This window comes from uncultured Tenacibaculum sp. (assembly GCF_947498805.1).
Classification (GTDB): domain Bacteria; phylum Bacteroidota; class Bacteroidia; order Flavobacteriales; family Flavobacteriaceae; genus Polaribacter.
Genome location: NZ_CANMLT010000001.1, coordinates 238929 through 252478, shown reverse-complemented (window position 1 = coordinate 252478; position 13550 = coordinate 238929). Strand labels below are relative to the sequence as shown.

14 protein-coding genes are annotated in these 13550 nt (G+C 30.7%); 3 read left to right on the top strand and 11 right to left on the bottom strand.

Going from position 1 to position 13550, the window contains the following annotated elements:
- Positions 1–372 precede the first annotated feature (372 nt).
- Positions 373–1725 carry a serine hydrolase domain-containing protein gene (locus Q0873_RS01250; protein WP_299103918.1) on the bottom strand — a complete coding sequence of 451 codons (1353 nt, stop codon included), beginning with the start codon at positions 1723–1725 and terminating at the stop codon, positions 373–375.
- Positions 1722–2156 (bottom strand): MarR family transcriptional regulator, encoded by a 435-nt coding sequence (locus Q0873_RS01245; protein ID WP_299103917.1) that lies wholly within the window; start codon positions 2154–2156, stop codon positions 1722–1724. Before Q0873_RS01245 ends, Q0873_RS01250 begins: the two co-directional genes overlap by 4 nt.
- 146 nt (positions 2157–2302) lie before the next feature.
- Between Q0873_RS01245 and Q0873_RS01240 the strand changes: the two genes are divergently transcribed.
- Entirely contained in the window at positions 2303–2755 is a 453-nt protein-coding gene (locus Q0873_RS01240) for a hypothetical protein (protein ID WP_299103916.1), read from the top strand.
- A 71-nt stretch (positions 2756–2826) separates the two neighbouring features.
- Here the strand turns inward: Q0873_RS01240 and Q0873_RS01235 are convergent, their stop codons facing one another.
- The 5 genes from Q0873_RS01235 to Q0873_RS01215 form a co-directional block, all read right to left on the bottom strand.
- Positions 2827–3429 (bottom strand): hypothetical protein, encoded by a 603-nt coding sequence (locus tag Q0873_RS01235; RefSeq protein ID WP_299103915.1) that lies wholly within the window; start codon positions 3427–3429, stop codon positions 2827–2829.
- 75 nt (positions 3430–3504) lie between these two features.
- On the bottom strand, positions 3505–3861 hold the full coding sequence (locus Q0873_RS01230; protein ID WP_299103914.1) for an MmcQ/YjbR family DNA-binding protein: 357 nt from the start codon (positions 3859–3861) through the stop codon (positions 3505–3507).
- Positions 3862–4348: 487 nt separating this feature from the next.
- Entirely contained in the window at positions 4349–5617 is a 1269-nt protein-coding gene (locus Q0873_RS01225; RefSeq protein ID WP_299103913.1) for a phosphatidylserine decarboxylase, read from the bottom strand.
- A 265-nt stretch (positions 5618–5882) separates the two neighbouring features.
- The gene (locus tag Q0873_RS01220) at positions 5883–6566 is read right to left on the bottom strand and encodes a DUF4386 domain-containing protein (RefSeq protein ID WP_299103912.1); all 684 of its coding nucleotides are present in this window, start codon (positions 6564–6566) and stop codon (positions 5883–5885) included.
- A 108-nt stretch (positions 6567–6674) separates the two neighbouring features.
- Positions 6675–7751 (bottom strand): DUF418 domain-containing protein, encoded by a 1077-nt coding sequence (locus tag Q0873_RS01215; RefSeq protein WP_299103911.1) that lies wholly within the window; start codon positions 7749–7751, stop codon positions 6675–6677.
- 352 nt (positions 7752–8103) lie between these two features.
- On the opposite strand from Q0873_RS01215, the gene Q0873_RS01210 reads away from it, so the two are divergent.
- The gene (locus Q0873_RS01210; protein ID WP_299103910.1) at positions 8104–8796 is read left to right on the top strand and encodes a CPBP family intramembrane glutamic endopeptidase; all 693 of its coding nucleotides are present in this window, start codon (positions 8104–8106) and stop codon (positions 8794–8796) included.
- A gap of 115 nt (positions 8797–8911) precedes the next feature.
- Positions 8912–9514 carry a zinc-ribbon domain-containing protein gene (locus Q0873_RS01205; protein WP_299103909.1) on the top strand — a complete coding sequence of 201 codons (603 nt, stop codon included), beginning with the start codon at positions 8912–8914 and terminating at the stop codon, positions 9512–9514.
- An 11-nt stretch (positions 9515–9525) separates the two neighbouring features.
- On the opposite strand, the gene Q0873_RS01200 is transcribed toward Q0873_RS01205, so the two are convergent.
- The 4 genes from Q0873_RS01200 to Q0873_RS01185 form a co-directional block, all read right to left on the bottom strand.
- Positions 9526–10596: an AMP-binding protein gene (locus tag Q0873_RS01200; protein ID WP_299103908.1), complete on the bottom strand. Its 1071-nt coding sequence runs from the start codon at positions 10594–10596 to the stop codon at positions 9526–9528.
- A gap of 42 nt (positions 10597–10638) precedes the next feature.
- Positions 10639–11580, bottom strand: a complete 942-nt coding sequence (locus Q0873_RS01195; RefSeq protein WP_299103907.1) for a CPBP family intramembrane glutamic endopeptidase — start codon at positions 11578–11580, stop codon at positions 10639–10641.
- A 15-nt stretch (positions 11581–11595) separates the two neighbouring features.
- Positions 11596–12360 (bottom strand): CPBP family glutamic-type intramembrane protease, encoded by a 765-nt coding sequence (locus Q0873_RS01190; RefSeq protein WP_299103906.1) that lies wholly within the window; start codon positions 12358–12360, stop codon positions 11596–11598.
- A 149-nt stretch (positions 12361–12509) separates the two neighbouring features.
- Positions 12510–13550, bottom strand: coding sequence for an o-succinylbenzoate synthase (locus tag Q0873_RS01185; protein WP_299103905.1), 1041 nt, complete (start codon positions 13548–13550; stop codon positions 12510–12512).

Genomic DNA, 13550 nt, shown 5'->3' with positions numbered 1-13550 from the left:
AAGACTCTTGTAAATAGCACTTAATACTATAAAACAAAAAAGTGTATTGTGAAGTTTCCTTTTAAAAATCCGCTAATACAAATAAAACAAGTTATTACTCCGCTTATTATACTAATACTATTTTAACACTTTGTACCCCATTATTAACTTAGGTTATAGTTTTTACATTTTTTCCTATATATTTAACAAGCAATCGGATAATAATTTTCCTTATTGCATTCAAAAAAATAAAAGCTCTCAGAAAATATACCCCTTACTTATATTTAATATATCCCCTAACTTTTTTGAGAGTTTTTCTATTCTATTTTTCATCTTTGTGCATGTCATTTTATTAGTTAATAGTACTTCATAAGAATTCAGGTTTCCAGCACCCTATTCTAATGATTCTTTTATATAATTACCTTTAAAATCACCTTGCTCAAACAATAACTCTTTTCCATCTTCAGAAAAAGTAAAAGATATAGAGCCACCATACATTTGATTAAACAAAAAACGTCTATCTCCCTTATATATTAAAGGTTCTCTGTACTCCCCCATAATGACATGAATCAACGTATTTCCTTCTCTTTCAAAAACAGCTTTCTCTGATGGATTTTCTTTAGCCGCATAAGTACCAATATATGTTTCTAGTTCTTTTTGGGAAATTTTAACTTTAGATTGACCTAAGTACAATTCTAACACTTTAGCATATACTTTATCAACTGACTGCTTAGAAGCATTGGATGTAATAGATACTGCTAGATCTAGTTCTTTAAAATAAATAGCAGTAGCTGTAAAACCATCTATATTTCCTCCATGCCCAAATCCTGATTGATCATTTAGTTTATAGTTAAAAATACCCATACCGTGATTGCGAACTATAGTAGTCATCTTTTCTAAGTTTTCTGAACTAATAAGCCTCTCCTTGAACAAGCTTCTATAAAAGTTATTTAAATCTTTTGGTGTTGAAATAATAGATCCACTTCCCTTAGCTAATGATATATGTGTTTCAGGAAACACTTCCCATTTATCTTCTTTAAAAACAAAAGAAAGACTTTCATTTTTTTCTGGCTGTATCTTTTTCCCTTGAGAAGTATGGTTTAATTCTAATGGAGAAATAATGTATTTCTGTAAAATGTTTTCATAACTATCCTTGAAAACTACTTCAAGTATTTCCGTTAATAAAAAGTAATTTGAATTACTATATGCTGTATGCTCTCCTGGCTTAAAAGTTCTTTCTAGATTAGAAATAGCATTAATTAAAGCTTCAGAGCTTTGTTCTTTAGTACGATGTTCCCAAAAATACTTGTCTTTTGTATAGCTCTCAATACCACTTTGATGATGTAACAAATGTGCAATGGTAGTCGTGTTTCCATTTTTTAATTTTGGAAAAAACTTGTCAATAGTCTGATTTAGTTGAATCTTGTTTTCTTCTATAGCTTTAAATACAAGAACTGCTGTAAAAGTCTTTGAAATAGAACCAATCCTATACTTTGTATCTATATTTACTTTATTGTCCTTAGCAGCATTAGAAAAACCAATAGCTTTTGAATAAACCAATTTGTCTTTATCGGAAATTGCGACACTTCCCATAAATGTTTGCTCCTTTTCTAACGTTTCTAAAAAACGATCTATTTTGGTTGTATATGATTCGTCTTTTTTTTGTGCTGAATTGTCTGACTTTAATTCCTTTTTACATGAAAATAATAATGTAGCTATTACTAAACAGATTACTTTTCGTTTCATATATCACAGTTTTTAATGATCTTTTTTAATGTTTTATGCAGATTATTTAATTCGTTATTAGAAATTCCATTCATTGCATTTTCTCGATTCTCTTTTATAGTTGGAGTTAGTTGATTAATAGCTTCTTTTCCCTTTTTTGTAATGTTTAAAACTGCTACTCTTCTATCCTTTTCATTTATCTTTTTAACCACATATTTTTTCTTTACTAAAAGATTTACAATCCTTGTCATAGAGGCATAATCTTTAAAAATCAGATCTGCAATTTCAGTTTGAGTAAGATCTTTTTCTTCTATAATCTGTAGAATTAACGCCTGATCAATTGTAATATCAGATATCACTGTTTTTATATTTTTCAGACTCATTTTTCTATAAGCCTTTATAGCTTCTTCTATTGAATAAAGAATTGTTGTGGATGGGTTTGTTAATTGCATATTGTTTGATATATCAAACAAATAAACACAAAATACTTGATATATCAAATACTTTATGTTGATTTTCATAAGAATACCTACATAAGGGTATAGAAACCAAACCTCATATATAGCATCTTTACTTCTATAAATTAGACCTATATAATATGAAAACTACACAAAACATAATATGCTTAGCAACTATCTTCTTTTCTCTAAATTGTTTTTCTCAATTTCGTTTAGAAGGAGTTCCTAGTGGAGATTGTAATAAAAAAGAATTGACGTTGATTGATCGAAACGATAACCCTTATACTGTTATCTTAAATGATACTAATAATAAAGACAGATTATGTAAGTGGATTGATTGGACAGCTAGCAAAAGAAAAATTACCAAACAGGTGATGCTTTTTATTGGACTGAAAAGTACTACTAGTAATTACGCTTTACTATCCTTTGAAGGAGATTGTAATAAACGAACTTTTAGAATCTATAACAAAAACACAGATGAAATATTTGAAAAAAGTATTGAAAATAACTGTGAGATTATAGATTTCAATAAAAACCCAGCAGAAATAGTAAATACTATATGTAAGAAATATAAATGCGAAGAATCGGATTGATTACCAATCCGAATAGTTTAAGTAGGACACAAAAACACTTTGTTTCCCTTTAAAAACATATCACACAGTGTTTAGTCTATAAACCTGATTGCCTCGGCTTTTTTCCCTTGTCTATAGATAACAGCATCTATTTTACCCTTTCTAAAACTTTTTCTTAGTTTTTTAGCAAACCTTTCTAAGTCTTGTTCGATGCTATTATTCAATAATCCTCCAGTAAATGCTGATTTCCATTTTATACCTCCTCCAACTTCTTTTACTAACTTGTACTCTTTTAACGGTTCACTTAAAACATAAAATGGCATTCCGTAAATCTTATAAACCATAGCCTTTTTATTGTTCTCCTCTGTTTTTTCGTCGAGGTATTGAATAGCACTTACATTTTTACCATCTGAATAGATAACTCCATCAATGGTAATATTATCTTTTTTAAGCTGTTTTACTATGCTCTTAACATACTTACTCAGCTTGGTTGAAATACTCTCATTTATCAATCCTCCAGTAATAAAAGATCCCCATTGTATTCCTTTTCCTGTTCCTGAAACCACTTTATAATCTCTAACAGGTTCACTTAAGATATACGCATCTACACCGTTAATAGCTCTTACTCTAGAATACTCTTGAGCAACTGTATTTATTGTTAGTACAAAAAGAAAAATAGTTGTTAGCAGTCTCATTTTTTTGATTTTAATAAAGCAATTTTACAAACCACCAAACTAATACTTTTGTTTAAATATGTAAAATAATGGGTTCTATTTTTTCTCTATACCTAATGTTACTCTTTTCTTTTTTGAAAATTTAGCTGATATTATTCTATAAGACTTTTCAATATAGTATTCCCATTCTTCTTTTGATAAACGATTGAGATCATCAACATATACCCATTTATATCTAGCCAAATAAGGTGCTGGCTTAAATCCTTCTTTAAGCGTTAATTCCTCAAAATCTTCATCGGTTACTTTAAAAGATGCCGTTGTAGGGATATTTTCTAACGAAGTAATAAAAAACATCTTTCCTCCTATATTAAAACATAAATGATCCTCCCATTTGATATCGGTTGTAACCGAAACCAGTTTATTACAAATATTTGAAATTTCTTCTATGTTCATTTAAGCCTTTGTTTCTTTAATTATTAATGCTACATCAACATAGTAAACTTAGCTGTTTTTCTTGAATATTCACTTTTATAACAATAAATACTTTTCTTCTTCTAATAAGTTCTAACGCTTGTTTCTGTTTCTTTATCTAAGCATATGGTGATATTTATCTAAATATTTAAAATTCAAAACTTTTATACAGTAAATTTAAGAAAAGCACTAATTATGATATCTAAACCTACCTTAGTAAAGCTTGTAAAAGCGTACGGAAATGTATTTGAAGTTAAATTTCCAGAATGTAATTTAAATCTTACTATTGATAAATATTACTACATCAAAATGTCCAATAGTCCCGAGGAATACAGATTTATATAGTTTGTTTAGATTTATTATTAAAGGAATAATTCTGATTTACATTATCCCTTGTTAAACTTTAAATAAAAGAAAAAATAAAACTGACTCTTTATTGATTGCCAAAAAAGAGCCAGCTATTCTAATCTTATTTAATTAGTTTTCCTAAACACTGTCTTACTTTCATTAATGTTGGATGATTAGGATCTTTAACAGGGTCATTCCCTACTTCAAAATCTATTTTTACATCTTTATTAAATGCAAGAACTATTGATGAGCCTCCGTAACCAAAGTGTCCCATATAATCTCCTTGTTGTAACGTAGCTTTTTCTCCTACAGCATTAATAATGCTTCCTACTCCCCAAAATCCAATCGCTACCATAGCAACTAGTCCAAATTCTTCTGTATCAATAATCCATACATAACGTTGGTGTTTTCCTAACTTTTCATACCAACCTACTTGATCACTATCTTTTGGTAAGGTAGGTGCATAAAAATCTTTTGGATTATAATCTCCAAAGTCATAATTATAGGATCCATGATACATTCCTTGATGAACCACTTTACCGTTTACTGGCGAATGAAAATGATGATAATCTGTAAACCATAAAAGAATATCTAATAAATCTCCTCCCAAGAAATGGCTTCCAAACCCAGGCAATGCTTCCATGATTCCGAAACGATCTGATTTTCCTGGTAAATCATAAGTTTTACTTTTCAGCGTTTCTTTGCTTTCTGATCCTCCTGCTTTATTCAGGAAGAAAATTCCTCCATCACAAGGAGCCACAATTACACCATCTGTTTGTGCTTCATTACACATAGGACGTTGTCCTGGTTTTAAGTTTCTTAGAAAAAATTGATTAAAAGATTTAAACCCTCCAGTTGGACTTGTTGGATCAGGTCTTTCATAGTCATTAATATCAAATGGATGTGCTGTTGTTCCTTTATAAGTCATCCATTCAGCTAAAGTTCCTGTTGAAGAGGTACTATTAATCCAATCTCCATGAAAATTTAAAAAGGTTCTAAACCATGTTTTAAAACTATCTTCATTGGCTAAACGTAATCCTGAATCGGTATTCACCAAATAATCCCAATACTCAATATACTTCCCTGGACTTTGACATGTAGGTGTATAGGTTAACCAAGCTGTGAAGAAATCTTCTAATTTTGCTTGACCTTTTAAATATGGAAACCAGTATTCTACCGTTTTTTTAGATCTATTATCCATAAAAACTTCCACGCTTAACTCAGCTAAAGCAGCTATATAATTTAATTTATTAGCTGGCTTATTTAGGATTGCTTTTAAACTTTCAATATGTGCCGTTGCAGCACTTTCTTTAGTACTCCACTCTATTGCAGTTGGTAATTCAATTGGTGTAATTGGTTTTGATGGTTTAATTGATGTAATTGCACTCATACTTTATGTTTTAAGGTTAGTTAATACGTCACTATGTAGTTATAATGACGATTCAAAGTTCCTTAAAAGAAAGGCTTGCCATCAAAAAAATGCAATAAGAGTACACTTTTTAAGCATAAAAACAGAAATAGCTAGAACAAGGTTAAAAGAAGTTTAAACGATACATTCCATTTTAAACAGGTAGTTATCTCATCAAGGCTTTTACAAGCATTTGATTGCCTGGTGTATTTATACATTGGAAAACTATGTATTTAGCACTACTTCATTATCTATACAATTCTTTTATTTTTTCTTTCTTACAAGGTTTAAACCCTTTTACTAACAACCATAATGGTAATAGTAATTGTACGAGTCCTATAGGTAGTAACATATTCATACTTATACTGTTTCCATAAATTGAAGATAATTCCTCAACAAACATTATTACTACAGCAATGAGTCCAAAAATCGAAATGACTCTAGGAACCACCTTAGTAACATACAATCCATAGTAAAAAACAAATACAGGAAAACAAGAGATTAAAAGGTAAAAATAATGAGTCCAAAAATGTCTTTGATACACTAAATTCTTGAAAACCTTCAAAGTATCATCATTTCCTTTTTCAACAAACTCTTTACTTAGTTCTAACATAGAAATCACACTAACATTATCTATCATAATGCTAATAAAATTCAGAATACAAAAAGCGATATATAAAAGTCCCAATCGAATACTATATTCTTTAAATATTGGAAATACTACTACAGAAATAACAATAGATATAATACCACTTGCAATTCCAAGAACGGTAGAACTTACAATTGAATTAGCATTGGCAAAAGCCGAACTAAGAAAGTTATCTGAGAAAAGATAAGGCCCTTGTAAAACTTGAAAAACTACAACTCCTGAAACAAAAACAAATAGTAGTAAGATTCCCGTGATACGACCGGTATTTTGAAGTGAATTCATATTAAATAGTGTTTGGTTAAAGTATATACTCTAAATTCAAAGACGCATTTTATTCATAAAAAGTTGCCTCAGTTTATCTAACAGTTTATCTAACTATTCCAAACTTCTTTAATCTGTTATCTTTCTCAATATCCACTCTAAAGGACCTGCACTAAAATACCTTCTCCAAACAACGGCAAAAAACACGCAACATAAACTAAACCCCAACGCATAGATTAGAGAAAATGTAATGGTATATGTTCCTAATTTATCAGCCCCAAAAACTTCTACAATTCCCATTCCTATAATTACATGTGCTACATAAAAAGTAAGTGCCAATTGACCCGTTTTATTTAAAGCTTCTATGATTATACTGTTTTCCCATTTTCTTGAAACAAGTATGCAAATAGTAATGATCATAAACGCAACTGAAATACCATTAAACATATAAAGTGGTAACGGTGGCATTGGATTGGTTCCTAAGACTTCTGTTAGATCTTGTACTGTTTTTTCATTTCCTTCTGACAATATAGAAATCGTTGCGTAAGAAAGTACTTGAATAGTAATAAAAACAATAGTACTTATCCAACATATTTTCTTCACAAGACTATTATTATTCAAATCTTGTCTACCCAACCAATACCCAAACAACATAAAGGAAGTCCATGGAATTACGGGATGAAACCCATTAAAGAACAGATTTCTTACAAAGCCTTTTATTGTCCAAAAATCCTTATATACTAAGTTACTAAAATCCCAACCTGCTTCATAATTTAAAAACAACAGTAAGATTGGAAAAGTTAAAATAAGTATCGTAGCTACTATTAATATACTTCTCAAATTATTAGTTAATAGCAAAACTGTAAAAATCATGTATACTCCATAGAAATGTAATATATCTGCCGGCCATATTGCTATATAAGAGATTCCGATAAGAAATAAGAACATTGCTCTTTTAATAATTCGGTTTCGTATTTTCTTTAGCTTGTCTTGGTTCTTGTTTTTAATAGAGGAATTTGTCATTAATGCTAGTCCAACCCCTGCTAAAACCACAAAAGTAGCCGCCGCTTTTCCATCAAAAAAACTTGCAAAGGTTGAAATCCAATTAGGATTGGCCTGTCCAAAAACAACTTTGAAGTTGACAATTATCATTCCAATTACCGCCAATGCACGTGCTACATCAATTCCTACAATTCTTTTTTTCATGAATAACTCTATTATTCTTAAACCTAACGAATATAGCTAAAAAAGTAATTGCAAAAACTGTTAGTTGCTTTGTATGACTAGACAAAAATTATCTGATAATAATAAAATTCTTGTAATTTATAACTCTCCTATTTTTTTATTGGAAAGTTTATTAGAATATTTATATATTCGCCCTGCGAATTAATTAGCCTCGGGGGGCTAGTTTATTTTAAAAAGGGACTTTTCTAAGTCCCTTTTTTATTTGGTTACCTTACTTAACACACAATTTACCAACTCTCTAGCAATATGTTAATCAACAACCTATTGTAACCTATTTAACGGAAGCATCGTCTTATATCAAAAACTAACCAATATGCTTTCAAAAATTTCCAATGAAAAAAATCAAAAAGGATTTCTATTCGATATAATCATTTATATCTCAGTCATGTTTTTGATTAGAGAAATATACTTTCCTAATCTTCATTTTATAGCAAATGGATTGTTCTGGTCATTTACAACCCTAATCGTTGCTAGCTGGCGAATGAAAGTTCGTAATATCACATGGAAAGATCTAGGTTTGCGAAAACCAAAAAGTTTTATAGTTACTTTTTTAGTAACTATTGGCATTCTAGCAACCATTCCTATTCTTATCATTATTTTTCAACAGCTTACAGACATTTTTGGGCTTAATCTAGCTCCTGATACTTCTTCTCAAGATGCCGTATCTAAATTTGGAAACTTAAAAAACAATTGGTCTCATTTTTTTACCATTATTCCATTTATTCTCATTCAATCTGCCTTGGAAGAACTACTTGACAGAGGTTTTTTAATTACTTGGTTCGAGCGTATCTTTTCAAAAACCTCTTTAGCTACTGTGTTTGCCGTATTACTACAAGCACTCATCTTCGGATTTAGACATTCCTATGATATTTCTGAAAGATCAATTACAGTTGCTATTATTGGTTTAGTAATGGGAATAGCTTATGTTACATTTGGGAGAAATCTATGGCCCTTAATTATCGCGCATTGTATACTTAACACAGCATCTATGCTAGGTAGAATATAAGTTGTCTTTCTATTCTACAGATTAAGATTTACAGCCTTGAGCTGTACAATCCTTAATTTCTGTCAATTTATTTTTTTTAGTATATTTAACCTCAACTAATTAAAAACAAATTGTTATGATTTTTTATGGAACTAAAGGTTCTCACTTACACAGTGAAAGGGTAAGTGGTATTAAATGTAATCATTGTGAACAACAAACTTCTCACACTATTAGCATTTTCGGTAAGTACTTCTACATTTATTGGATTCCAATTTTCCCTATTGGTAAAAAAGGAATTTCTGAATGTAACCATTGTAAAGCTACTTATGAAAGAAAAGAAATGAGCGAACAACTTAAACTTGCTCATGATAACGTAAAAAGACAAACTAAAACTCCCTTTACGCATTGGGTTGGTTCTTTACTCATCGGTGGTTTAATTGCTTTTGGAATTTATGCCGCTAATCAACACGAAAAAGATGTTGTTAATTACATAAGTGCTCCGCAAGTAGATGATGTTGTTGAATATAAATCATCTGAAAGTGCTTATTCAACTTTAAAAGTTACCAAAGTAACAAACGACTCTATTTTCTTTGTTGCTAATTCAATGGAAATCTCTAGAAAAAGTAGAATCTATAAAATAGATAAGGATAAAAACTATAACGCTGAACGCTATGGTATTTCTCTTGCAGACTATAAAAAAGCTTTTGATGACAATACGTTTTTAGACGTAGACAGGTAACATAAAAGAACTTATACATATATTAAATCCAATGTCTTTGTACGTTGGATTTTTTTTGTTTCAGTTTCTACAAAAGCTTCTATAAAATGAATTTCTTTTGGTACTTCATATTTAGTAAGTACAGTACTGTTTTCTAGTTCATTTTTTAAATCTATCTCTAAAGATTCATCAGCAACACCCTCAATTAATAATACCAGCTTCTCACCCAATCTATTGTCTGGAATTCCTGTAACAAAAAACCGATTTGAAATCATTGTTGAAAGCTTCTCCTCTATCTTTTCAGGATGTAGTTTAACTCCTCCAGAATTAATGACATTATCATATCTCCCTAACCACATAAAACTTGTATTTGATATTAAGTTAACAACATCATTAGTTACTATTACTTCTTCAGCTACTTTAGGTGCATTAATTACCAAACAACCTCGTTTATCTTTTGATACCTCTACATTTGGAAGTGTATAATAATTCGATACTTGCCCTTCGTTGGAAACAATAAACTGGTTCAGCTGTTTTACAGCAATATGTGTAACTGTTTCGGTCATTCCATAAGTTGCAAAAATGGCGGTATCAATCCCTTGAATTTGAGCAATTAGCTCATTAGACACCACTCCTCCTCCAACGATCAACTTTTGTACTTTGTGTAAGTCACTCAAGGAGTTTTGCAATTGCATAGGTACCATTGCCGAAAAATCATAGTGTTTGGTTACATTCTTTAATGGATTCGAATCTGTAGTTACGACGTCTAATTTCCACCCTAATACCAATGCACGTACCAACATCATTTTTCCAGCTATATAATCGGTAGATAGACATAAGAGTGCTGAGGTATTCTCTGGTAAGTTAAAAAATGCTCCTGTTGCCTTTGCCGAGTTTATCATAAACTCTTTTCTTAATTGCATGGGCTTAGGCTTTCCTGTAGAGCCTGAAGTATTGACAATTACATAATTTTTTTCATCAAACCAATCTAATAGAAAATCATGTATAGATGAGTTGATATCCTTTGTATACGCTAATAATTCTTTGATCGATTTAAACGATTGCTTATTTAGCTCAAAGTTTACATGAATTTCATTTTTCATACTTCAATGGTTCTTTCTTAACCTCTATATATTTCAGTTATATTAAGAATTAGCTACAGGTTCTTCTATAGCCCCAAATAACTTTTCTTTCCAGTTTTTCCAACCGTACTTTTTAGAGAAAAACCACAGTAACAGTGGATATAAAACAAATACTGGTAAAAACATCTCTATTCCTACTGATGGCTCTGAAGTATCCACAAATAAAGCATCTGTTTGAAACACGGTCCAATCTGTTGTTACAAAGATTGCGGCCATAATATTATTAATCGCGTGAACTCCTAAAGCTAGCTCCGTTCCTTCATCCATAAGCGTTAAAATACCAAATAAGAATCCTGTTCCTATATAAAAAACCATAGAAATATATCCAAGCTTCGCTACTTCTGGGTTTGCTCCATGTAATAGTCCAAAAGCCACTGAGGTAACAATTAATGGTACCCATCTATTTTTTACCCAAGTACCTAACCCTTGCATAAAATATCCTCTAAACAGTAATTCTTCAAAACTCGTTTGTAATGGAAGAAATAAAAAAGATACGGCTAGTAGTATAAAAAATGGCACTGGTTTAAAATTCCAAGTATAACTATCTGGTTCTAACAAAATACCAAGAGAAATTACAACAGCCGATACAATTCCCCATACAACAAACGCCAACCAAAAACGCTTCCAATCAATACGTTCTCTACTTGTTACAATAGTCTTAATTGGTCTTTTATGAATAAACTTCACTCCTAAGAACAAAAACAATAAGCCAATGGCAAACATGAGTATCATCACAAACAGATACAAATTACTATCGATTCCTAAACTCATAAAGTTATCATTGGCCGCTCTACTTAACTCAGCAGTATTTTCTGAATGTAAAATAGCAGTGACTAAAAGAGGTAGCACTCCAATTAATTGCCATCCAAAAAATGTAATAGCAATAACCAAAACATAATAAATCCAATTATTTCTTCCTTTATACGCCTGTTGAATAAAATTCATATCCTTTTGTTCGTTTTATTTAATTTCTATAACCTTATCTAATAGTTTCTCTTTCACATTTTTCCACTTGTACATTTTCTTCAATATAAAAAAGTATAGCGGAAAAAACACCAATATTGGAATGTATACAATAAACAACACCTTAGGTTCTGAAATATCTAAGAACAATGCATTGGTTCGTAATCCAGTCCAATTTGTTGTAATATACAAGATTGCAAAGATATTATTAGCCGTTTGTAAGCCCATAGCTAGTTCTACACCATCATCTATAGTGGTTATAATACCAGTAAACATACTAGATGCAAAATAAAACAGTAATACATGATATCCAGCCCTTTCAAAAATCGGACTCATTCCAATGGCAAACATATATATAACAGAGGTAAGTATAATTGCTACCCACTTTCGTTTGGTAAGTAAACCTATACCTTGCAATAGATAACCAGAGAAATAGAGTTCTTTAAAAACTGCTCCTAATGGAACAATAGTGAAACTTATGATAAATAATATCAAAAACGGAACTAGTTTAAAATTCCATTCATAATTATCTGGATAGAAGTAATAATTCAATGAAAAGTATACCACTATGCATAATCCCCAAGAACTCACTCCAAAAATATAGCGCCACCAATCTATTTTTTTCTTAGAGGTAAATACCGTTTTAATTGGCCTCTTATGCAAATATCGTACTCCTAATAATAAGAGTGCTAAATACAACACATAATGAGACAAGCCTTTTGCAAGCAAAAAATTAGAATTTACTACACTTGGTGTTTTCAACGTTGGAATTCTTACAAACAAATAATGATAAATTCTCAACGCAAATGGAGTAAATGCTACTAACGAAAGTAACAACCATATGTACCAACTATTTTTTCCTTTATATACCTGTTGAAAAAAATCTAGGCTTTTTATTCTATGTCTTTTTCCTATATAATCGATAATTTCCAGTCTTTATGGGGGTTATACTTAAGACTTCCTTTTTCTACTTCTAACGGACTTTCTATATTATTTGTAAATAAACTTCCTGTACCTAACCCTTGTGGTAATGGATTATTCAAGGTATAAGTCCATTGTGCAATTGCATTTAAACCAATATTACTCTCTAGTGCTGAGGTAATCCAATTACCTGCTTTGTGATTTGAAGCAATCTCTATCCACTCATTACTCCCTTTAAATCCACCAATTAAGCTAGGTTTTAAAATAATATATTGAGGTTTAATTGTTGCAATACATTTTTTCTTTTCTTCGGAAGAAAACACGCCTATCAACTCTTCATCTAAGGCTATTGCTAAAGGGGTTTTCTCACATAAGCTGGCCATTTCTTGCCACTGTCCTTGTTTGATAGGTTGCTCTATGGAATGCATATCGAGCTCTGATAAATATTTCAATTTCTCTAATGCATTTTCTGCACTAAAAGCTCCATTAGCATCTACTCTTAATTCTATTTCATCTGAAGAAAATTCTTTTCTTATAGATTTTAACAGGTTTAATTCTGTATCAAAATCAATAGCTCCAATTTTCATTTTTATGGTTGAAAATCCTTGTGCTAATTTGTCTTTTATTTGCTTTTGCATAAAAGACTTATCTCCCATCCAAATTAATCCATTAATGGAAATAGCTTTCTCCCCTTTTGAAAATTTTGATGGAAATAATTCAAACGGATGATTCCCTTCCAAAGACAAAAATGCTTGCTCTAATCCAAATTGAATTGACGGAAACTCTATTAGTTCTTCTAATAATTGTTCCAATCCAAGATGAATATTATCACATACCCATGCTAACTTTTCTTCATAATCGGGTCTATCATCTGCACTTAATCCTCGAAACAAGCCGCATTCTCCTATTCCCTTTTTGCCCTCTTTGGTCAGCATTAAAAAGTAGGTTTCTTTCGTTCTAAGAATACCTCTTGAAGTTCCGCTTGCCTGCTTAAAATTTAAAATGTATTGTTGATAGGTAGCTTTTATCAT

Excerpts from the sequence above, each read along its gene's own strand:
- Q0873_RS01250 (WP_299103918.1), bottom strand. The coding sequence starts at position 1,725 with ATGAAACGAAAAGTAATCTGTTTAGTAATAGCTACATTATTATTTTCA.
- Q0873_RS01245 (WP_299103917.1), bottom strand. The coding sequence starts at position 2,156 with ATGCAATTAACAAACCCATCCACAACAATTCTTTATTCAATAGAAGAA.
- Q0873_RS01240 (WP_299103916.1), top strand. The coding sequence starts at position 2,303 with ATGAAAACTACACAAAACATAATATGCTTAGCAACTATCTTCTTTTCT.
- Q0873_RS01235 (WP_299103915.1), bottom strand. The coding sequence starts at position 3,429 with ATGAGACTGCTAACAACTATTTTTCTTTTTGTACTAACAATAAATACA.
- Q0873_RS01230 (WP_299103914.1), bottom strand. The coding sequence starts at position 3,861 with ATGAACATAGAAGAAATTTCAAATATTTGTAATAAACTGGTTTCGGTT.
- Q0873_RS01225 (WP_299103913.1), bottom strand. The coding sequence starts at position 5,617 with ATGAGTGCAATTACATCAATTAAACCATCAAAACCAATTACACCAATT.
- Q0873_RS01220 (WP_299103912.1), bottom strand. The coding sequence starts at position 6,566 with ATGAATTCACTTCAAAATACCGGTCGTATCACGGGAATCTTACTACTA.
- Q0873_RS01215 (WP_299103911.1), bottom strand. The coding sequence starts at position 7,751 with ATGAAAAAAAGAATTGTAGGAATTGATGTAGCACGTGCATTGGCGGTA.
- Q0873_RS01210 (WP_299103910.1), top strand. The coding sequence starts at position 8,104 with ATGCTTTCAAAAATTTCCAATGAAAAAAATCAAAAAGGATTTCTATTC.
- Q0873_RS01205 (WP_299103909.1), top strand. The coding sequence starts at position 8,912 with ATGATTTTTTATGGAACTAAAGGTTCTCACTTACACAGTGAAAGGGTA.
- Q0873_RS01200 (WP_299103908.1), bottom strand. The coding sequence starts at position 10,596 with ATGAAAAATGAAATTCATGTAAACTTTGAGCTAAATAAGCAATCGTTT.
- Q0873_RS01195 (WP_299103907.1), bottom strand. The coding sequence starts at position 11,580 with ATGAATTTTATTCAACAGGCGTATAAAGGAAGAAATAATTGGATTTAT.
- Q0873_RS01185 (WP_299103905.1), bottom strand. The coding sequence starts at position 13,550 with ATGATAAAAGCTACCTATCAACAATACATTTTAAATTTTAAGCAGGCA.